Below are 20,050 nucleotides of genomic sequence, written 5' to 3' on the forward strand. Positions count from 1 at the left end.
ATTGAGTAATCTCAATGATTTATTCTGCTTTTTCCAATTCTTCAAGTTCTTCCTTGAAAGAAGATGATAAAATAGGGAATCTACACCAAGTTTTAGGATCAACATTATAGTCATCTAAATGAAAGGAAACCGCAATTCTTTCTCTCTTCCATTGATTTCTTGTCCATAATTTAAAAAACTTATGAATTGAAGGTTTTAAAATACTAATTTCTCCTTCCCACGAAAATTTAATTAATTGGTAAATTTCAACAGGAGATAGCCTTTCCCTTATGGCCAATTCCTCTATTCTCTGCAATAAAGGATAAGGCATTAAATCCGTTTCATCAGATTGAGATTGGTCTTCAGGTCTCAATTCAGCTGTAGGCTGCAGGCTATTTACATATCTTAAGCTTTCATACCCTAAATTCTTCTCTGCCCATTTCAACCATTGAATGATAAATGGTTTATCAATAGCCGCTATTGGAGCAATACTTCCGCTTGTATCACCATCCATTGTAGTGTAGCCTACACTTCCCTCACTTCTATTGGAAGTAGTCAATAGCAAAGCATTTTTAATATTGGCCAAAATCCAAATGATAGGTGACCTTGCCCTGGCTTGAATATTTTGCAGGGCAATATCATCCTGCGCCCAGTTTAATCTGCGCCCAATATTATCTGATATTTTTTGGGTATAACCATTTACTTCATCATCTATATTCCAATGATAAAAAATGGCTCCAATTTCATTTGCTAGTTTTTTTGCAGATTCAAAAGTTGAATAACCTGAATTTTCTGTACTTTGATAAGCTGTGGTAAAAATTCGATTGGCAATTTTCATTCGAACATCCTTCTCTTTCTTCAACTCAGAATACCAATCTTCTTTATGTATTTTCTTGAGAAAGAGTTCCACACCTAATTCCTCAATACCCAAGCGTATCATTTCGGCTACTAAAATTGCCGAAGTAGATGAATCTGCTCCACCGCTCAATGAAAGTACAAAGCCATTGCTGTGGCTTTTTCTTAGATAATCGAACAAAGCTAAACTAACTGCCTTTCTGAATTCTTGATTTGGATTTGATTCAAAGCTGGGGGCTATTTTTGCATGATCATTTTCAGTATCCCAGATACCTAATTGATAATTTTTAAATGAGAGTAATTCATTTCTGAACTTTAGCTCACCATCTTTAGCAATCATCAGTTCCCCATCATAAATCATCCTACCTGCCTCATTCCCTAATAAATTAGCATAGATATAAGTACAGTTATAATTTTTAGAACTACTGACCACTAATTCTTGCCTGCTTAACGATTTATCTATGGCAAAATGGCTGGCAGAAGGGTTCATGATTAAATTCACCCCTCTTTTATACAATCTGTTGGCAGGTCTATCTACTCTCCAGGCATCCTCACAAATTTCAAAGCCAATTTTATAATTTTCAAAATCTATAACATAATCACCAATAAGAATTTCCTTTTTATTTAGTTTTATGCTAGTTTTTCGACCCACTTCCCATTCTGTGAACCATCGAGGCTCGTAATGTACGCCATCCTTGGCTAAATTTTGCTTTGGAATGATATATTTAATTTCACCCTCACTGCAGAAAGCAACACAATTATACATTTTACCTTCAAATTTGAGAGGTAATCCTGCAGTGAAAGCAAGATCAGGAGTAAAGGGAAGTATTTTTTCATTTAAGGTTTTGAGTGCCTTTTCCCACATCCATTCACTCAAAAATACATCCTCACAACCATAGCCACATACACTTAATTCTGGGAAGCACAACAGTTTAACACCTTGTTTATCAGCATCTTTTAAAGCCTCTAAGATGTTAACTGCATTTCCCTTCCAATCTAATGGGATTTGATTAAGCGTTGCACCTGCAATTTTCATAATTATGATTTTATAACAACAATTAAACTCCCTATTGCTAAGACAGTTTTAATTTTTGACAAGCCTTAAAAGCCGCATTTTGTTCAGCTTTCTTTTTATTGAGCCCGGCTCCTTTGGCAAATTTATTACCATCAATTATGATAACAGCCCTAAACTCTTTTTTCATTCCTTCTTGCCTATAATCTTCAATATCGAATCTTAAAGGCTTATTTTCTTTTTGAGACCACTCAATAAGAATACTTTTATAATTGGTATTGTTTTCAATTATTTCATCTAGGTCGTAATGTGGGATCAGTAACTTATTGATAATAAATTTTTTACAGAATTGATAACTTCTATCGATATAAACCGCACCTATAAAAGCCTCCATCATATCTCCATAGACTGACTTAAAATGATAGCGGTTTTTAGAAAAATCAGATTCCAACATTTGGCTAATTCCAATTTTTTTTGCCAAAAGACTCAAAGATTCACGATTTACTATCCTGGAACGTATTTCGGTCAGAAAGCCTTCATCTTTAAAGGGATATTTTTTAAAGAGGTAATCAGCTACCACAGCACCTAAAATTGCATCACCTAAATATTCAAGTCTTTCGTTAGAGGCTCTAAAGCCATTAGGAAGGGTTTTAGCCACACTAGAATGTTGCGTGACCAATCGAAATAATTCTAAACGAAAAGGCTTGTAGCCAACAATTGATTTAACTGCAGCGACAAGCCTTTTGTCTTTTTTTGATAATTTTTTGAAGGAAGTGAAAAATCGCCTGATCAAAGTCGGAAATTAATCTAACTTTCTAAGTAAAATAGAAGTATTATGCCCACCAAAACCAAAGGTGTTGCTTAATACTGTTTTCACTTTTCTTTGTTGTACTTTATTAAATGTGAAATTCAATTTCGGATCGAATTCCTCATCATCTGTAAAATGGTTAATCGTAGGAGGAACCATTTGCTTTTCCAAGGCGAAAATACAAGCTAAAGCTTCAACAGCTCCAGCCGCACCCAACAAGTGACCTGTCATCGATTTTGTTGAGCTTATATTCAAATTGTAAGCATGATCACCAAACACCTTTTTGATGGCAGTTGACTCACTCAAATCCCCTAGTGGAGTTGAAGTACCGTGAACATTTATGTAATCTACTTCCGTAGGATCTATTTGAGCATCTTCCAATGCATATTTCATCACATTCGTAGCACCCAAGCCTTCTGGATGTGGAGCCGTCATGTGATGTGCATCAGCAGACATTCCACCGCCAATTACTTCCGCATAGATTTTAGCTCCTCTGGCTACAGCATGCTCGTATTCTTCAAGGATTAAAGCTGCACTACCTTCTCCTAATACGAATCCATCTCTATCTTTATCAAATGGACGGGAAGCAGTACTAGGATCATCATTTCTTTCTGATAATGCTTTCATGGCATTAAAGCCACCGATTCCGGCTTCAGTTACAGAGGCCTCAGATCCACCGGAAATAAATATATCGGCTTTTCCAAGACGGATGTAATTGTAGGCATCGATTAGAGCATTTGTAGCAGATGCACAGGCAGACACGGTTACAAAATTTGGCCCCCTAAATCCATATTTAATGGAAATAAGTCCTGCACAGATATCAGAGATCATTTTAGGAATAAAAAATGGATTAAAGCGCGGATTTCTATCATTAGAGACGAAATTATCCACTTCATCTTGAAAAGTTTTTAATCCACCGATTCCTGAGCCCCAAATTACTCCTGCCCTATCTGAGTCTATTTTAGATAAATCTAGCTTAGAATCATTAATTGCTTGCTCTGCTGTAATCATTCCGTATTGCGTGAATGGATCCATCTTTCTCGCTTCTTTGCGGTCTAGATAATCCTCAGCTTGGAAATTTTTTACCTCGCAGGCAAATTGCGTTTTGAATTTGGACGCATCAAATTTAGTAATGGGACCGGCTCCACTTTTACCCAAAGCCAAGTTCTCCCAGTATTCTTCGACAGAATTACCTATGGGCGTTAAAGCACCCAGTCCCGTTACAACTACCCTTTTTAAATTCATAAAAGAATTTTGAGCTATTAAATTATTTTACGTTTTCCTCTAAGTAAGAAATGGCCTGTCCAACAGTACCAATGTTTTCGGCTTGATCATCTGGAATAGAGATATTGAATTCTTTTTCAAACTCCATGATCAACTCCACTGTATCCAGTGAATCTGCTCCTAAATCATTGGTGAAACTTGCTTCTGCAGTCACTTCAGACTCTTCTACCCCTAGTTTGTCAATGATAATTGCCTTTACTTTCTGTGCTATTTCAGACATTATTTTAGAATTTTAGTTTTAAATACTCCGCAAAGAAATGTATTTCCCCCATTAATGTCAAACAATTTTTTTCCTTTCGTACAAGTATTTTACTTTTTGTTGCAACTTTATTACTCAAGTTTTAGATTAAATTGAAATATTTATAACTTGATATCATGAACAATAAATTGTGGCAAGATACCTTCAGCGTTGATTTTCAACTTTTAGCCATCTCATCTTCCTTATCTGATTTTCAAATGGCATGGCACATCAATAAGCATACCCATTTTTCTTTAAAAAGAACAAAAGACCATTATATTGAGCTCAAAAAAGGATACTACCTCAATACTTCCTGCTTTCAAGATCAAACGGAGAACATTTCCATAAAATTACTGAAAAATAAACTATATGAAAGCGAAGCACCCCAAGCTTTCCTGATTCCTGAAATGAAAAATATCGACTATTTCCTTTTAATTCAGGATGATACTGAAGAATTGGAAATACTTAATGTAAAAAATACACTAAGTAAAATAAAAAATGTAATTTTGATCCAAATTTTGGATGCAAACCGTTTGAAATCGGTCGTGAACTTAATGACATAAAAAACTTTTATAATGAAAAAAGAAAACATCAAATTCAACAAATCAAAAATTGTAGCAACAGTTGGCCCAGCTTCTAACACCAAAGAAATGTTGCAAAAACTAGTGAAGGCGGGTGCGGATGTTTTTAGACTAAACTTCTCTCATGGAGATCATAAAATCCATCAGCAAACATTGCAATATATTGAAGAAATCAATAAAGAATGGGGAACCAATATCAGTATTTTGCAAGATTTACAGGGACCGAAAATACGACTTGGAGAAATTAAAGGTGGAAGTGTTCCCATAAAGGCGGGCGATGAATTCATCATTACTACTCAAGAAATGGTAGGTGATGCTAAAAAAGCCTCCACTACTTACCAAGGTCTCCCTTCAGATGTAAACAAAGGTGATATTATTTTAATTGACGATGGAAATATCCAATTAGAAGTTTTATCCTCTGATAAAACTGAGGTAAAAACTAAAATCATATTTGGTAATGAACTGAAATCAAAAAAAGGTATTAATCTCCCTTTCACTAAAGTTTCCGCGCCAAGTTTAACGGATAAAGATTTAGAAGATTTAAAGTTCGGACTTAAAAATGAGGTGGATTGGATTGCATTGTCATTCGTTCGTTCTGCAGCTGATGTACTAGACTTAAAAAACAGAATAAAATACAACGGAAAAGACTGCAAGGTAGTGGCGAAAATAGAAAAGCCGGAAGCTTTGAAAGATATCGACAATATAATTGAAGCTACGGATGCAGTGATGGTGGCACGTGGAGATTTGGGGGTAGAAATACCTATGGAAGATGTGCCATTAGCTCAAAAAATGATTATCAAGAAATGTAATGATGCTTGTAAGCCGGTAATTGTGGCAACCCAAATGATGGAAAGCATGATCGAAAACCCGAGGCCAACAAGAGCGGAAACCAATGATGTAGCCAATGCTATTTTAGATGGTGGTGATGCGGTAATGCTTTCTGCTGAATCTGCTGCAGGTCAATATCCTGTTGAATCAGTAATGAGTATGTCCAATACGATTGCCAGTATTGAAAAGCATGATTCTATTTACCACAAATACGGGCATGTTTCGCGTAACTCCGCCACTTTTTTCAGCGATAACTTAGTGCAAACTGCCTGTAAATTAGCTGAAGAGACCAATGCCAAAGCTATTGTAGGAATGACAAAATCAGGTTATACTGCCTACAGATTGGCAAGTCACAGACCAAAAGCTGGTATCTTTATTTTTACTGGCAACCATGATTTATTGGAAACCATAAATTTAGTATGGGGCGTAAGAGGTTACATTTATGAGAATTATGAAAGTACCGATAAAACCTTTGCAGATATTGAAAAAACTTTAAAAAAGGATAATCACGTACAAAAAGGAGACATCATAATTTTAATGGCGAGTATGCCGATTAAAGAGAAAAACAGAACCAATATGTTGAAAGTGACTGAGGTAAAGTAAACTATATATATTCTTAAAAAAACAGCCATTGATTAATTTCAATGGCTGTTTTTTTTTTTGCGCTTTTAAAATTAAAATAGGATTAACTAAATTTATTCTTCAAATTCTGGAAAGCGTTTTTTAGGCCATCTAATTGGCTTTCTGCTTTTGATTTTAATTCTTCGATATCTTTTTCATTTGCACTTTCCAGTTGATCTATATAAGCCTTTGCCTTATCCATATTGGATTCCAATTCTTTTGCCTCTTGACTTCCTTCCAATTGTCCTTCTGCATAGGCTCCTTTAGTTTCAGCTTTTAGCTTATCAAAATCAGCTTTCCATTCTTCATATTGCGAAACAAGTTTTTGCTTTAAAGCATCTTTAGTATCCATAATTTGAGATTTTATAATTAAAAAGTTACTAAATTATAACCCTTTTGATTAAATAAAGTTACATCAACCTAATTCTCAATCTCTTCAGAATTATTTTTAAATCTTCTTTTTAAAGGGATTTCTACAAAAATAAGCGTGCCCTCTTTTGATTCGATTGTCATTTTTCCAGATAAACTTTCAGCTCTTTTGTTCATATTGAAAAGACCAAAACTAGTATCTGCATTTAGTTTTTCCTCTACATCAAAACCTTTTCCATTGTCCTCAATAGTTAATTGTAAAATATTATCATGAAGAGTTAACTGGACAAAAACCTCAGTGGCTTTAGCATATTTCATGATATTATTTAATGATTCCTGAGTAATCCTAAATAGATTATACTCAATATTCAAATCTTCAATCCTGCTTTCAAGATTTGTATAAAAATTGAATTCGGTTTCTTCTAGAGTATTATTAAACTCCTCAATCAAATCTTTGATGGTCTCCACAAAGCCAAAATCTTCTACGGATTTTGGTATCAGTTCATAGGCAATATTTCTGGTTTCCTGCAGTCCTTTTCTTAGGAATTCTACCCCTTTTTGGAATTTTTCCAATTCATTTTTTGAAATTTGAATCGAATCTTCATCCAAAGATTCAAAATTCAATAATGAAATAGTAAGGGTTTGTTGCAGGCCGTCATGTATGTCTCGAGCAATTTTACTTTTTTGCCTATCTTCAGCTTCAAGTACCGCAGACATGATTTTTTCTTCATGGTTTACTCTATCGGTAATATCTTGACTTACCATTAAAAAGCCATTTTGTTCTTTCTCTGAATGCAAGGGGCCGATTACGGTCGAAAACCACTGAAAATTTTCATAAAAGTTAAAGGCACGGGTTATAATATTATGGCTTTTCTTAGTCCTTATCACTTTAGCCATAGTCTGAAAAAACTTCTTCAATTCATCCTCTGGTAAAAAATTGGATATATTTTTCCCAATACTTTCAGTTGTCAATGAACTATTATCTTGATTGAGTTCTAAGATATTTCCATCCAAATCAGTATGAATTATTTGTGCCGGCACATTTTCTGAAATGATTTTTAATTTCTCCGATGTTTCTTGTAATTCCTTATAATAATAATCTTTCTGTCTTAATGCGGTTACCATTTGATAAGCATTGTCAATATCAAATTTCAACCTATCAAAATTATCAGACTTTTCATGAAACCTGTAAATATTTACCTTATTAATGGCTTGAAGCATCACTTCCTGATTGACCACCCCAGTGAGTAAAATTCTGCCCACATTGGGTTGAACCTCTTCAATTGCCTGCAAAAACTCAATTCCATCCATCAAAGGCATTATCTGATCGGTTAGTATGACATCAACTTCATTTTTCTTTAAAAATTCAATTGATTTATTAGGATCACTAAAGCCTAATATTTCATAATATTCTTCTAAATTAGCTTCTAATATAGCCAAATTGATTTCATCGTCATCAAGATAAAATACTTTTGGCTTTTGATTATTATTGTCATCCATAGTACATTTTTTACAGTTGTATAAAGTTATTATTATATTTCGAAATGATAAAAGTTTTATTAGTAGATGATCACCGGTTAATCAGGGATGGAATTAGATTCTATCTTGAAAAAGAAGATAATGAAATTAACATTGCCGGTGAAGCTAGTGATGGAAAACAAGCTTTGATTTTTTTAGAGAAAAATCCTGATGCGGTGGATATATTGCTCACGGATATCAGTATGCCCGAAATGAATGGTGTTGAACTGGCTACTGAAGTGCATAAAAAATTTCCAAAAGTGAAAATTATTGCACTCACTATGATAAAAGACAGTCAATATGTAAAACAAATGCTGCAAGCCGGAGCCTCCGGATATCTTTTAAAGAATGCAAGAGAAAAGGAAATTGTAAAGGCTGTTAAGGCTGTTTATGAAGGAGATACTTACTATGCTCAAGAAGCTACCAAAGCCATAATGGATTTCATGAGCAAGAAAAAGCAAGATTCTGATATAGTGGCTATCTCAAAAAGAGAAAAAGAAGTATTGAGATTGATCATTGATGAAATGAGTAATCAAGAAATAGCGGATAAATTATTTATAAGCATAAGGACTGTGGAAGCGCATAAAAGGAATTTAATGGAAAAAACCGGTTCAAAAACCTTGGCTGGCTTGGTGAAATATGCTATCCATAACTTTCTATTTGAAGATTTATAATATAGCTTAAACAAGGGAAATGAAGTATTTATGAAAAAACATATCCATACATTCATCTATTCATTTCCAATTCAATTGATTTTGAACCATTTCAAAAAGAATCAATTGTTGTTATTGTGCTGGGTACTTTTATTTTCAATCATTAATGGTGGTTTTGCCAAAGGATTGGGCATTCCTTACCTTTTTCTCTCGCCTGAATATTTAAATGAAGTTAGCTTTCAAAGCTATTTAATTGTTGGTTTAACTCTTGGTGGTTTAATTGTCGCTTTTAACATAGCCTCCTACATTTTGGATGGCTATAAATTTCATTTCATTGGCACCATAACAAAACCTTTTTCCAAATTCTCATTAAATAATTCCCTGATCCCATTAGCTTTTATCATTAATTATATCATTCAGATTATAAATTACCAAATTGTATATGAATTCATGACATTTTGGGAAGCATCATTACTTGCTTTTGCATTGCCTTTAGGTATTTTCATATCCATATTTATTTTACAATTATACTTTTGGTTCACCAATAAAGACTTTAGGGAAGTTCTGGCCGAAAGAGTTGAAAAAAGAATCAAAAAACTTACAATTGGGAGAATTGCAGCCGTAAAATACCATAAAGACCTTAAAAAGCAACAAACTGAAGTAGTAGGTTTTTTTAATTTAAAATTGAGATGGGTAAGCGTTAGTCAACAAAGTAATAAAAAGATTTTTGGCGTCATTAACAGCATTTTTGACCAAAATCATCTCAATACGGTAATAGCAGAACTCTTCATTTTTATCATTATTTTAGTTTTGGGTGCATTTAGGGATTACCCCTATTTTCAAATTCCGGCCGCTGCAAGTGCTATTCTTTTCATTAGCATCATTTTAATGGCTGTAGGAGCCATAACTTTTTGGTTTCGATCTTGGGCAATAACGGGTGCTATTGCAATCTTTTTCCTGCTTAACTACCTATCTACTGTTGATTTCATTAGCAAAACTCATTATGCCCATGGCCTTAATTATAAAACCGAAGCAATACCCTATAATCAAGGCACTATTGATTATATGAGTAATCCTTCTGCTATTCAAAAAGACAAGGAAATAACATTAAAAATCCTTAAAAATTGGAGAAAGCAATTTAAAGAAAAGCCCAAAATGATATTACTGACGGCCAGTGGAGGAGGTCAAAGAGCAGCCTATTGGACCATGAATGCTTTACAAAAAGCGGATAGTATTACGGATGGCAATCTTTTTAAACATACAGTAAGTATATCAGGGGCATCAGGAGGATTGATTGGTGCTGCTTATTTCAGAGAGCTTAAATATTTGGACAAAAAAAATAAAAATATTGAAGTTTACGACTCTCAATATCTATCAAACATTGGTAAAGAAGCACTTAACCCCATTATATTCAGCTTACTGACAAATGATATATTCTTTCGATATCAGTCTTTCAATTATGGAGGTTATAGTTATCCGAAGGATAGAGGATATGCTTTTGAACAAAAGCTCAATAAAAATTTAGGTGGTATTTTAGATAAGCGAATTATTGAATACCAAGAGCCTGAATTAAAAGCAGAAATACCCATGTTGTTATTGGCTCCAACCAGTGTAAATGACGGTAGAAAGCTTTACATAACGCCTAATAGCAGTAGTTACATGTCGAGTAAGTCCATCACTGATGATTCTTTAAATACATTGATGGACAATAGAAGCATTGATTTTTTAAGAATGTTCGAAAACCAAGATGCAAAAAACCTTAGTTTTTTAACCGCTTTGAGAATGAGTGCCTCTTTTCCTTACATCACTCCAAATGTAAATCTTCCAAGCAATCCAAGTCTTGAAATTATGGATGCCGGTTTAGCTGATAATTTTGGGGTGAGTGATGCCGTTTTATTTCTTTATAACTTTAAAGATTGGATAGCAGAAAACACTTCAGGAGTCATCATTTTAACCATACGAGATTCTAAGAAAGCAGCTATTATTGATAAGCAACAGAATTTATCCATAATAGAAAAACTCTTCACGCCCATCAGCAATATTTACAACAACTGGTCTAATGTGCAAGATACTCGTAATGATTTGTTGATTGAATATGCTTCAGAATGGTTTGAGGGAGATTTAAGCCATGCTATGTTAACCTATGATGCAGGACAAGCCGTTTCTCATGACAGCATAAAAAGAATGAAGCACATAGAAGAAAGAGCTTCTTTGAACTGGCGTTTGACCGGTCGAGAAAAATATAATATTAGAAATGCTATCAATAGCAGTGAAAATCAAAAAACTTTGTTCTGGCTACATCAATCTTTATCATCACCTAATTGATGCATCTCCAATCTGGTTTTTGGCAGAGCATCAGGATAATTTTGTTGAATAAATACCAACATCTTTTCTCTAATCAAACATCTCAAATCCCAAGCTGTAGGAGAATCTTTTGCAGACATTAATAATCTTATCTGCATTGTTTTTTCAGTACAATCTGTGACTTGTAGTACTTGAGCATTTTTATTCCAAAGGTCAGTGGTTGCCAATATGGATTCAAATTCTTTTCTTAATGCATCTATTGGAACCGTATAATCAGTAAATAAAAAGACACTGCCAATAATATCTGCAGAATTCCTTGTCCAGTTTTGAAAGGTTTGTTCCGTGAAATAGGTAATTGGTAAAACCAATCTTCTTTGGTCCCAAATTTTCACTACCACGTATGTCAAGTTTATTTCTTCTATCCAGCCCCATTCTTTTTCCACAAATACTGCATCCCCAATTTTGATCGGTTGAGTAAAGGCTATTTGAATTCCTGCCAATAAATTTCCGATGGTTTTTTGGGCGGCCAAACCAATAATAATACCCGCTACACCCGCTGAGGTTAAGAATGTAGCCCCATATTTCCTTACTCCATCAAATTGTAACAAGAACAAACTTAAACCAATCATAACGATTAGAAAAATCACTATTTTCCTTATAAATATAACCTGCGTGATTACCTGTCTTTGCTTAAGATTATCTGTTTGAGTTACATTATATTTTCGATTAAGGACATCCTGAAGAAAGTAAACCAGACGGACAGCCACTATAGTGAAGGAAGCAATAATTAAAGACTCTGTTATCAATAACAACCATTCCGATAAATTATTACTTAATTCAAAATTTGGAATCAAATTATGCATGATCAACATCGGAATAAAAAGGAAAACGCTACCTCTAAATCGATGTTCTAGAATCCTGATTAGTTCTCTATCATCCTTTTTATTAAGGACAAATAAAGTTTTAAAAAACGCATATCTAATTACAACCCCAATTATGAATGAGAAAAATGCAAATATCGACAAACGTATAAATGGCTGTTCTACCCCAATAGAATCAAAATATTCAATCATCAGTGTTTTCTACTTCTTTCTCTAAATTAAACTTCATTCCACCTTGTTCCAAGGTAAGTTGAGAATATTCGGAATCAAAAATAATTTTAACTCCTGCAGGATCAAATTTAAAATTATACTGGTCTATAGGGGTCAGAGGAAAGGCAGATTGCCCTGTAGCTTGAGCCATCAATTGATTATTATCTGAAATTGATATGGTGATTTTTAATGGAAAAGAATCAGCGCTATATACTCCCTCAAAGCCGGATAGTTCCTCCTTCTTTAAAACAATCTTGGGTTTGAAATCAGGAATTTCAAATTCTTTGCCGAAATAAGCGGCCAAAAGACCTAGCAATATATCATTTCTTCTATAGCTAACGGCATTACACAATAATGCAACTGTTAAATCTTCAGATTCAAAATGAACAGCCACAGATTGAAATCCGTCTATTCCACCAGTATGTCCTAATATTTTTTCTTCATAATAAGGCATTTCAAATAAACCGTAACCAAATCCGTCCTTAATCTCCTTCATTTTCTCAAAGGATGACTCCTCTAATATCTCGCCATTAAACAAAGCTTCGTAAAATAATGCTACATCTTTAGCAGTGGCCGTAATACCACCTGCCCCCATTGGAATCATCATATTGGTTTCAGGGGAAATTTCCCATTGGGCAGTTCTTATGTAAGAAACTGATTCATTGGCTGATTGATCGATTGGTTTTCCAAAATAAGTCTGTTCAAGTTCAAGTGATGATAATATTTTTTCCTTGAGAACATCCCCATATCCCATTTCATAAACATCCTCCAAAATATAGGATAACAAAACATAGGCTGAATTGGAATACTCATATTTTTCGCCCGGTTCAAAACTATTTTCAGTTGATAGTAAAATCTCCAACATCTCAGCTTTAGTCTTGGATTGCATCATATACTGCACGTAAAATGGTGAATTGGTAAAATTGTAAAGCCCACTGCGATGCTGAAGCATGTGACTTATTGTGATTTTATCAGAATTTTTAAAATCAGGATAAAATTCTGAAAGAGTATCATCTAATTTCAACAAGCCTTCTTCAACTGCCTTCATAATAAGTGTTGCAGTATAAGTTTTGGAAATAGAACCAATCCTAAATAAAGTATTGGGGTCATTCTTTTTCTTTGATTCTATATTGGCAAACCCATAAGCTTTTTGGTAAATCATTTCACCATCTTTTAGAATAGCGACTGACCCCATTCCTTCTTCATGTTCTTCTATAGAATGGAGTAAACTATCTGCTTTAGCAATATTATATTCCTGAGCTGAGACAAAATGGTAGAAAAAAAGTAGTAAGGTTGATAAGATAATCTTCATGATTTCGGTGTTTGTATATGAAGATAAATATAATATTTCTTACCGTAAATTTGTTGATTTGGTTATAATAAAAAAGCCGAGCAAAACTCGGCTTTAAATTTTATTTCAGTTTATCTTTTGTCTGATTTATGATATCCTTAAACGCTTCTGTGGAAGAAAAGAAAGCATCACTTAATTCCTGAGCGGCCATATCACCAAAGTTTTCAACTCTGGTATATTTTTCCTCCAGCTCATTTTGAAGTTTATCAAGTTTATCCAAATTCTCCATAATCTCAGCTTTTCTTTCAGCCTGAGCATTTCTTGCTTCAGCTTTCAAAAGCTCGAATTCGGTTTTTAATTCATTTATTTTCTCTGTAGAAGAGTTCTTAAATTCCTCAAATTTCTCCATTAATCCTTATAAATTATGTTAAAAAATTATTCAAATGCTGGAATACCGGTGATTTCCTTCCCTAATATCAACAAATGAATGTCATGTGTACCTTCATACGTTATAACGGACTCGAGGTTTGCCATATGGCGCATCATAGGGTAATCTCCCGTGATTCCCATACCACCATGAATCTGTCTGGCTTCACGAGCTATATTCAAGGCAACTTCAACTGCATTACGTTTTGCCAAGGAAATTTGAGGTGTACTTGCTTTGCCTTCATCCATCAATTGTGCAAGCCTGTAATTTAATAATTGAGATTTGGTAATCTCCGTCAACATCTCTGATAACTTCTTCTGTGTCAACTGAAATGAAGCAATAGGTTTCCCAAATTGAATACGTTCCAAGGAATATCTTCTGGCGGAATCATAACAATCCATTGCGGCACCAATAGCACCCCAAGCAATTCCGAATCGAGCGGAATCCAGGCATTTCATAGGAGCTCCTAAACCTGATTTTCCTTCCAATAAATTTTCCTTAGGCACTTTGACATTGTCAAATACCAATTCTCCGGTAGTACTTGCTCTCAAAGACCATTTTCCATGAGTCTCAGGTGTAGAAAATCCTTCCATTCCTCTTTCTACAATTAATCCGTGGATTCTTCCTTCCTCATTTTTCGCCCAAACTACCGCAACATCACACTTAGGGGAATTTGATATCCACATTTTTGCTCCGTTCAATAAATAATGGTCGCCTTTATCTTTAAAATTGGTGGTCATTCCTCCTGGATTAGAACCATGGTCAGGCTCTGTTAATCCGAAGCTCCCTAACCACTCACCAGAAGCCAATTTTGGTAAATATTTTTTCCTTTGAGCTTCATTTCCAAAAGCATATATCGGATACATTACCAAAGATCCCTGAACTGAAGCAGTGGATCTCATACCAGAATCACCTCTTTCAATTTCTTGCATGATAAGACCGTAAGAGATATAATCTAAACCCCCACCACCATATTCTTGTGGAATCGTGGGGCCAAAGGCTCCTACATCTCCAAATTTCTTCACTATTTCATAAGGAAAGTGTGCCTTTTGTGCCCAATCCTCTATGTTAGGACTGATTTCTTTCTTCACAAAATCCCTAACTGATTGTCTGATTAATTTGTGCTCTTCCGTAAGCAATCCATCTAAGGCATAAAAATCCGGTGACTCAAATTGGTCGGTTGATTGATTAGTCATAAATATTTAGTCGTTTTTATTTTTTGTAGCTTTGTTAGCTCAATTGAATAACGCAAATTTAAAAGTATTTTCAAGAATCCTTCAAAAAAGGTGAAAATTGCACCAATACATATTTTTTAACCTATGAACAAAGAACAGATCAATAAAAGTTTAGAAAAACTGAATCTTAAGTACCAGTCTATGGGTCAAGATTTATCAGCTTATCTAGACGGTTTACTTTTATCTAATTATACCACCTATTGGGATTATATCAATGTTGATACTTTATTGACTTTACAAAAGCCAAAAACTGATTTTCCTGATGAAGAAATCTTCATCATGTATCATCAAATCACAGAGCTCTATTTCAAAATGTGCTTAAACGAAATGGACCAAATTGCCAATAACGGTCAAATTATTGGCGAAAATGGAGAAGATTTAGGTTGGAATGAAAAATTGGATGTTGACTTCTTTATCAGACGACTCAACAGAATGAATAGATACTTTGAGACTTTAACGCATTCATTCGATATTATGGTTCAAGGAATGGAAAAGGAACAATTCCAGCGTTTTCGAATGGCACTTTTACCGGCAAGTGGGTTTCAATCTGCACAATATAGGTTAATAGAATTTGCCTCCACTCCCTTAATTCATTTGGTTAGAAAGGAGAAAAAAGATGAATGTAAAAATGCCCCAATAGAAGAAAAATATGAGCATATTTATTGGAAGGAAGGAGCAACCGAAGTTGAAACAGGGCAAAAAACCCTTACTTTAGAGCAGTTTGAAAAAAAATATAAAGAGGAATTTATTAATTGGATTAAGCGTTTTGAACAAAAAAATATCTATTTAAAATATTTAGATTTAGATAATGAATCAAAAAATAATTCAGAACTAAAGGAAGCTTTAAGAAATTTTGATTTGAATGTAAATGTTTTTTGGCCATTGGTTCATTATAAATCTGCTGTTAGATATTTACAACAAGAAAATAAAGACGTGCCGGCTACAGGAGGGACAAATTGGCAACAATATTTGCCTCCAAGGTTTCAAAAACGTATATTCTTCCCTGAATTATGGTCAGAAAAAGAAGTAAAAGAATGGGGCAAAGGCTGGGTTGTAAAAGAAATATTTGGTGAAAAATAAATAATGAAAAAAGTTTTCAGCATCATATTAATATTAATTCCATGCCTACTTTCTGCGCAAAGCAAGGAAGTAAAGGTCTATTATGATGACGAAAGAGAGCATTTGAAAGAACGCTATTTTGTTAAGGATTTAGATCCAAGTGTACTTTATGGAACCTATGAATCATATTACATATCAGGAGAGTTAAAAAGTAAAGGCCAATATGTAAATGATGAAACTTACGGTCAATGGAAATATTTTTATGAAAACGGAAACCTAAAGATGCAAGGCCAGCTTAAAAACAATTCCAATCATGGCTTGTGGTCCTATTATTTTGAAAATGGCGAACTCAGAATGGAGGGGAAAATTTACAATGGCAAGCGTCAGGGGCAATGGAAATATTTTTATGAAACAGGTATTTTAAAAAGTGAAGGAGAATATGTTGATGACCAAAAAAATGGACTTTGGACTAATTACTCGGAAAATGGGAATTTAAAAGCAAAAGCCATTTACAAAAAGGGCGATGGGATTTATAAGGAATTTTATCCAAACGGAAATCTAAAATCAGAGGGATTCATCAAGGATGAGAAAAGTGACAGTCTTTGGAAAAACTACTACAAAACCGGTAATTTAAAATCAAAAGGAAAATATAAGGAAGGCGCAAAAGAAGGAAATTGGGTATATTTTTACGAAGATGGAAAGCTCTCAGGTGAAGGTAATTATCTCGATAATCTTAGCCATGGAAAATGGGTTTATTATCACCCTAATGGCCAAGTAAGCGCTGAAGGAGCCGAAAGAGAAGGGAAAAAGGAAGGGTATTGGAAATTGTATTTTGAAGATGGACGATTAAAAGGAGAAGGTGTTTATGATGCAGGAAGTGGTGAATACAAAGAGTTTTATGAAAGTGGAAAATTAAAATTAAAGGGTGCTGTAGTTGATGGAAAAAGTGAAGGAAAATGGGAGTATTTTTACGAATCAGGAGAAAAAGAAGGAGAAGCTGAATTTGAAAACGGTAAAGGAGAATTTACTGGCTATTACCTCAATGGCGATAAAAAAATGAAGGGAGTGATAGAAGATGGCGTTAAAGTTGGCACATGGGAATTATATGATGATAATGGTGAATTAGCTGGATATTACAAACCAGTTTACGAAGATTATGAGCCCTTATTGAGAACCGCTAAAGGTCCAAACGAATTATCTGATGAAAACCCGCAATACAATAAACCAGACTATAGATATAAATCTAAAAGTAGTTCCTATTTCAAATCAAGAAATAATGACTTCCCGACTTTAATTCTCCAAGCAAATCCATTTAACATGCTTTTTGGCGACCTCCAAGTTGCTTTAGAATATAATATTCAACAAAGAATTGGATATGAATTACTCTATCACACCTTTAGAAATCCATTTTTCGCTAATTCCCTAAACCTAAGGGCTGGTGACAACTTTTTTGAAGGTTTTGGTTTTAGTTTGAGACAAAGGTTTTATCATAAGGATACAAAATTCGGAATGCCTTATTTCGGACACTCTATCTCCTACACTAATGTGAATAGATTTAAATATTATGAAGATGAAGATCAAACCGATGTAATCTCAGCCGAAATGAATGTTCAAGGAATTAGATATGGCTTACTTGTGGGTAGTCGTATTTTACAAAACCTAAATGATAACGGCTTTACTTTTGATATTAACCTGGGTATTAATTTTAATTATTATTTCTTCGGGGACGTAAAAAATCAAGGTGAAAGAGAGAATATATTTGATGATTTTCAAAATACACCTTTTAAATTACAGCCTATAGTTGGTCTTTCCTTTGGTTATGTATTTAAACTTAAAAATGTGAAAACATTAAATCCATAACCATCATATAAATTATCAGATGATCGAAAAAGAAGTAGTTTTAAAGCCAGAAGAGGCTTTCAACGAAGAGGAGATTTTAACAGTCATTCAAAATAGACTGGGGTTAAAATCCATTACAGACTTTAGAATTGCCAAACGTTCCATAGATGCCCGCTCGCGGGAAGTAAAAGTCCGAATAAAGGTAGAAATAGCAGAAAATGATGCGCTTCCGTCCAGAATAAATTATAAAATTGAGGATTTACCCAATGTACATGATTCTGAATATTTAGCCGTCATCATTGGGGCAGGGCCAGCCGGATTATTTGCAGCATTAAGATTGATTGAACTAGGATGGAAACCTATTATATTAGAAAGAGGAAAGGATGTTAGGAGCAGAAGAAGGGATTTGGCAGATATTAATAAAAAGCATATCGTAAATCCAGAAAGTAATTATTGTTTTGGAGAAGGCGGTGCAGGTACCTACTCAGACGGCAAGCTTTATACTCGCTCAAAAAAGAGGGGTGATATCTATAGAATTTTGGAAATATTAGTTGCACATGGTGCTAAGGAAGACATCATGATAGATGCTCATCCACATATTGGCACAAACAAACTGCCTAAAATCATCCAAAATATAAGAGAAAGTATTTTAGCCCATGGTGGTGAAGTCCATTTTGACACAAAAGTAACAGGATTTAAGGTAGAAGAAAATGAGCTTAAATCTGTTACCACTGCCAATGGACATGAATTTAAGGCAGATGCTTTCATTTTAGCAACAGGTCATTCCGCTAGAGACATATTTCAATTATTACATGAAAATAAAATCTTGATAGAAGCCAAGCCTTTTGCATTAGGTGTTAGAGTTGAACACCCACAGCAAATCATTGATAAAATTCAATATAGATGTGAAGAAAGAGGACCCTATTTACCTGCTTCTTCCTATGCACTTGTTCATCAAACCTATTTTGAGGATAAACAAAGGGGAGTATTTTCATTTTGTATGTGCCCGGGTGGATTTATAGTTCCTGCCGCAACTGAAAGTGGTGAAATAGTCGTCAATGGAATGAGTCCATCCAGAAGGGATTCGCGTTTTGCCAATTCAGGAATTGTGGTGGCCATTGAATTGGACGACATGGAAGAATTCAAGCAATTTGGCCCATTAAAAGGATTGGAATTGCAAAAATCTATAGAACAAAATGCTTGTAAAATTGCCGGAAATACTCAAACTGCTCCCGCTCAGCGGTTGATTGATTTTACCCAAGGAAAGTTCAGCAAAGACTTACCCCATACTTCTTATCAACCAGGTCTTTTTTCGGCACGCATGGATGAAGTATTGCCTCCTTACATTACGGAAAGATTGAAAACAGCATTTAAAGCATTTGGTAAAAAAATGAATGGATACTTTACGAATGAGGCTATTATTGTTGGGGTTGAAAGCCGGACCTCCTCCCCTGTTCGTATCCCTAGAGACAAAGAAACGTTAGAACATACCGAAACTAAAAGACTTTTCCCATGTGGAGAGGGTGCTGGGTATGCAGGTGGAATTGTTTCTGCCGCAATGGACGGGGAAAGATGTGCGGAAAAAGTTATTGAAATTTATCAAACTAAAAAATGAGTAAGAAAACAGTCATTATAGGAGCTACTACCAATCCATCAAGATACGCATATTTTGCTGCGGATAGATTAACCAATGCAGGGCATGAAATCGTTCCAGTAGGAATAAAAAAAGGAGAAGTATTTGGCGAAGAAATTTTAGATATCCGAGAATCTCCAAAAGTTAAAGATGTTGATACTATTACACTTTATTTAGGCGCCAGGCATCAACCTGAATATTATGATTATTTACTCAGTCTTAATCCCAAAAGAATCATTTTCAATCCTGGAACTGAAAATCCTGAATTAGTAAAGTTAGCTAATGAAAGAGGAATAGAAACTGAAAATGCTTGTACATTAGTGATGCTAGGAAGTGGAGTATATTAATTAAAGAGAGAAATAATTAGACTATTCCTAGTAAATTAAATTATCAATAATTTTTATCTAAGAAGATAATTAAAGCAT

Annotated in this window: 18 protein-coding genes; 8 read left to right on the forward strand and 10 right to left on the reverse strand. The window is 34.4% G+C overall.

All coding sequences use genetic code 11. The features are described 5' to 3' along the window. Positions 1 to 19: 19 nt before the first annotated feature. Genes nadE through ACFE0M_RS16930 form a run of 4 tightly spaced genes read right to left on the reverse strand, consistent with a single transcriptional unit; the run spans position 20 to position 4,158 of the window. Positions 20 to 1,870: an NAD(+) synthase gene (gene nadE, locus ACFE0M_RS16915; protein ID WP_434546971.1), complete on the reverse strand. Its 1,851-nt coding sequence runs from the start codon at positions 1,868 to 1,870 to the stop codon at positions 20 to 22. Positions 1,871 to 1,907: 37 nt separating this feature from the next. Then, the gene (gene rnc, locus ACFE0M_RS16920) at positions 1,908 to 2,639 is read right to left on the reverse strand and encodes a ribonuclease III (protein WP_434546972.1); all 732 of its coding nucleotides are present in this window, start codon (positions 2,637 to 2,639) and stop codon (positions 1,908 to 1,910) included. Positions 2,640 to 2,648: 9 nt separating this feature from the next. Next, complete coding sequence (gene fabF / locus ACFE0M_RS16925; RefSeq protein ID WP_434546973.1) at positions 2,649 to 3,899, reverse strand: beta-ketoacyl-ACP synthase II; 1,251 nt, start codon at positions 3,897 to 3,899, stop codon at positions 2,649 to 2,651. A 22-nt stretch (positions 3,900 to 3,921) separates the two neighbouring features. Further along, the gene (locus ACFE0M_RS16930) at positions 3,922 to 4,158 is read right to left on the reverse strand and encodes an acyl carrier protein (protein WP_013453317.1); all 237 of its coding nucleotides are present in this window, start codon (positions 4,156 to 4,158) and stop codon (positions 3,922 to 3,924) included. Between the two features lie 155 nt (positions 4,159 to 4,313). Between ACFE0M_RS16930 and ACFE0M_RS16935 the strand changes: the two genes are divergently transcribed. Together ACFE0M_RS16935 and pyk are read left to right on the forward strand one after the other, a co-directional pair. Continuing rightward, complete coding sequence (locus ACFE0M_RS16935) at positions 4,314 to 4,739, forward strand: IPExxxVDY family protein (RefSeq protein WP_434546974.1); 426 nt, start codon at positions 4,314 to 4,316, stop codon at positions 4,737 to 4,739. 12 nt (positions 4,740 to 4,751) lie between these two features. Beyond that, positions 4,752 to 6,188: a pyruvate kinase gene (gene pyk / locus ACFE0M_RS16940; protein ID WP_434546975.1), complete on the forward strand. Its 1,437-nt coding sequence runs from the start codon at positions 4,752 to 4,754 to the stop codon at positions 6,186 to 6,188. A gap of 82 nt (positions 6,189 to 6,270) precedes the next feature. Here the strand turns inward: pyk and ACFE0M_RS16945 are convergent, their stop codons facing one another. Together ACFE0M_RS16945 and ACFE0M_RS16950 are read right to left on the reverse strand one after the other, a co-directional pair. Continuing rightward, positions 6,271 to 6,558, reverse strand: coding sequence for a hypothetical protein (locus tag ACFE0M_RS16945; protein ID WP_434546976.1), 288 nt, complete (start codon positions 6,556 to 6,558; stop codon positions 6,271 to 6,273). A 68-nt stretch (positions 6,559 to 6,626) separates the two neighbouring features. After that, the gene (locus ACFE0M_RS16950; RefSeq protein ID WP_434546977.1) at positions 6,627 to 8,075 is read right to left on the reverse strand and encodes a response regulator; all 1,449 of its coding nucleotides are present in this window, start codon (positions 8,073 to 8,075) and stop codon (positions 6,627 to 6,629) included. A 44-nt stretch (positions 8,076 to 8,119) separates the two neighbouring features. Between ACFE0M_RS16950 and ACFE0M_RS16955 the strand changes: the two genes are divergently transcribed. Together ACFE0M_RS16955 and ACFE0M_RS16960 are read left to right on the forward strand one after the other, a co-directional pair. Continuing rightward, positions 8,120 to 8,767, forward strand: coding sequence for a response regulator transcription factor (locus ACFE0M_RS16955; RefSeq protein ID WP_434546978.1), 648 nt, complete (start codon positions 8,120 to 8,122; stop codon positions 8,765 to 8,767). Positions 8,768 to 8,797: 30 nt separating this feature from the next. After that, on the forward strand, positions 8,798 to 11,071 hold the full coding sequence (locus tag ACFE0M_RS16960; protein ID WP_434546979.1) for a patatin-like phospholipase family protein: 2,274 nt from the start codon (positions 8,798 to 8,800) through the stop codon (positions 11,069 to 11,071). Here the strand turns inward: ACFE0M_RS16960 and ACFE0M_RS16965 are convergent. The 4 genes from ACFE0M_RS16965 to ACFE0M_RS16980 form a co-directional block, all read right to left on the reverse strand. Beyond that, positions 11,047 to 12,123 (reverse strand): mechanosensitive ion channel family protein, encoded by a 1,077-nt coding sequence (locus tag ACFE0M_RS16965; protein ID WP_434546980.1) that lies wholly within the window; start codon positions 12,121 to 12,123, stop codon positions 11,047 to 11,049. The genes ACFE0M_RS16960 and ACFE0M_RS16965 overlap by 25 nt on opposite strands. Then, positions 12,116 to 13,453, reverse strand: coding sequence for a serine hydrolase domain-containing protein (locus tag ACFE0M_RS16970; protein WP_434546981.1), 1,338 nt, complete (start codon positions 13,451 to 13,453; stop codon positions 12,116 to 12,118). The genes ACFE0M_RS16965 and ACFE0M_RS16970 overlap by 8 nt, the downstream gene beginning before the upstream one ends. 100 nt (positions 13,454 to 13,553) lie before the next feature. Next, positions 13,554 to 13,841: a hypothetical protein gene (locus ACFE0M_RS16975; RefSeq protein WP_434546982.1), complete on the reverse strand. Its 288-nt coding sequence runs from the start codon at positions 13,839 to 13,841 to the stop codon at positions 13,554 to 13,556. Positions 13,842 to 13,867: 26 nt separating this feature from the next. Further along, complete coding sequence (locus ACFE0M_RS16980; protein WP_434546983.1) at positions 13,868 to 15,055, reverse strand: acyl-CoA dehydrogenase family protein; 1,188 nt, start codon at positions 15,053 to 15,055, stop codon at positions 13,868 to 13,870. A 123-nt stretch (positions 15,056 to 15,178) separates the two neighbouring features. Here ACFE0M_RS16980 and ACFE0M_RS16985 point away from each other — a divergent pair, with 123 nt between their 5' ends. Genes ACFE0M_RS16985 through ACFE0M_RS17000 form a run of 4 tightly spaced genes read left to right on the forward strand, consistent with a single transcriptional unit; the run spans position 15,179 to position 19,972 of the window. Then, positions 15,179 to 16,174, forward strand: coding sequence for a tryptophan 2,3-dioxygenase family protein (locus tag ACFE0M_RS16985; RefSeq protein ID WP_434546984.1), 996 nt, complete (start codon positions 15,179 to 15,181; stop codon positions 16,172 to 16,174). Positions 16,175 to 16,177: 3 nt separating this feature from the next. Further along, the gene (locus ACFE0M_RS16990) at positions 16,178 to 18,013 is read left to right on the forward strand and encodes a toxin-antitoxin system YwqK family antitoxin (protein ID WP_434546985.1); all 1,836 of its coding nucleotides are present in this window, start codon (positions 16,178 to 16,180) and stop codon (positions 18,011 to 18,013) included. A 19-nt stretch (positions 18,014 to 18,032) separates the two neighbouring features. After that, positions 18,033 to 19,607, forward strand: coding sequence for an NAD(P)/FAD-dependent oxidoreductase (locus ACFE0M_RS16995; protein ID WP_434546986.1), 1,575 nt, complete (start codon positions 18,033 to 18,035; stop codon positions 19,605 to 19,607). Beyond that, the gene (locus ACFE0M_RS17000) at positions 19,604 to 19,972 is read left to right on the forward strand and encodes a CoA-binding protein (protein ID WP_434546987.1); all 369 of its coding nucleotides are present in this window, start codon (positions 19,604 to 19,606) and stop codon (positions 19,970 to 19,972) included. Before ACFE0M_RS16995 ends, ACFE0M_RS17000 begins: the two co-directional genes overlap by 4 nt. Positions 19,973 to 20,050: the final 78 nt, after the last annotated feature.

Origin of the sequence: Marivirga sp. (assembly GCF_051117495.1) — a bacterium.
Classification (GTDB): domain Bacteria; phylum Bacteroidota; class Bacteroidia; order Cytophagales; family Cyclobacteriaceae; genus Marivirga.

What these genes read in the sequence shown, in the direction of transcription:
- ACFE0M_RS16995 (WP_434546986.1), top strand. Translation starts at nt 18,033, where the DNA reads ATGATCGAAAAAGAAGTAGTTTTAAAGCCAGAAGAGGCTTTCAACGAA.
- ACFE0M_RS16975 (WP_434546982.1), bottom strand. Translation starts at nt 13,841, where the DNA reads ATGGAGAAATTTGAGGAATTTAAGAACTCTTCTACAGAGAAAATAAAT.
- pyk (WP_434546975.1), top strand. Translation starts at nt 4,752, where the DNA reads ATGAAAAAAGAAAACATCAAATTCAACAAATCAAAAATTGTAGCAACA.
- ACFE0M_RS16955 (WP_434546978.1), top strand. Translation starts at nt 8,120, where the DNA reads ATGATAAAAGTTTTATTAGTAGATGATCACCGGTTAATCAGGGATGGA.
- ACFE0M_RS16945 (WP_434546976.1), bottom strand. Translation starts at nt 6,558, where the DNA reads ATGGATACTAAAGATGCTTTAAAGCAAAAACTTGTTTCGCAATATGAA.
- ACFE0M_RS16965 (WP_434546980.1), bottom strand. Translation starts at nt 12,123, where the DNA reads ATGATTGAATATTTTGATTCTATTGGGGTAGAACAGCCATTTATACGT.
- ACFE0M_RS16930 (WP_013453317.1), bottom strand. Translation starts at nt 4,158, where the DNA reads ATGTCTGAAATAGCACAGAAAGTAAAGGCAATTATCATTGACAAACTA.
- nadE (WP_434546971.1), bottom strand. Translation starts at nt 1,870, where the DNA reads ATGAAAATTGCAGGTGCAACGCTTAATCAAATCCCATTAGATTGGAAG.
- fabF (WP_434546973.1), bottom strand. Translation starts at nt 3,899, where the DNA reads ATGAATTTAAAAAGGGTAGTTGTAACGGGACTGGGTGCTTTAACGCCC.
- ACFE0M_RS17000 (WP_434546987.1), top strand. Translation starts at nt 19,604, where the DNA reads ATGAGTAAGAAAACAGTCATTATAGGAGCTACTACCAATCCATCAAGA.
- ACFE0M_RS16985 (WP_434546984.1), top strand. Translation starts at nt 15,179, where the DNA reads ATGAACAAAGAACAGATCAATAAAAGTTTAGAAAAACTGAATCTTAAG.
- ACFE0M_RS16980 (WP_434546983.1), bottom strand. Translation starts at nt 15,055, where the DNA reads ATGACTAATCAATCAACCGACCAATTTGAGTCACCGGATTTTTATGCC.
- ACFE0M_RS16960 (WP_434546979.1), top strand. Translation starts at nt 8,798, where the DNA reads ATGAAAAAACATATCCATACATTCATCTATTCATTTCCAATTCAATTG.
- ACFE0M_RS16990 (WP_434546985.1), top strand. Translation starts at nt 16,178, where the DNA reads ATGAAAAAAGTTTTCAGCATCATATTAATATTAATTCCATGCCTACTT.
- ACFE0M_RS16935 (WP_434546974.1), top strand. Translation starts at nt 4,314, where the DNA reads ATGAACAATAAATTGTGGCAAGATACCTTCAGCGTTGATTTTCAACTT.
- ACFE0M_RS16950 (WP_434546977.1), bottom strand. Translation starts at nt 8,075, where the DNA reads ATGGATGACAATAATAATCAAAAGCCAAAAGTATTTTATCTTGATGAC.
- ACFE0M_RS16970 (WP_434546981.1), bottom strand. Translation starts at nt 13,453, where the DNA reads ATGAAGATTATCTTATCAACCTTACTACTTTTTTTCTACCATTTTGTC.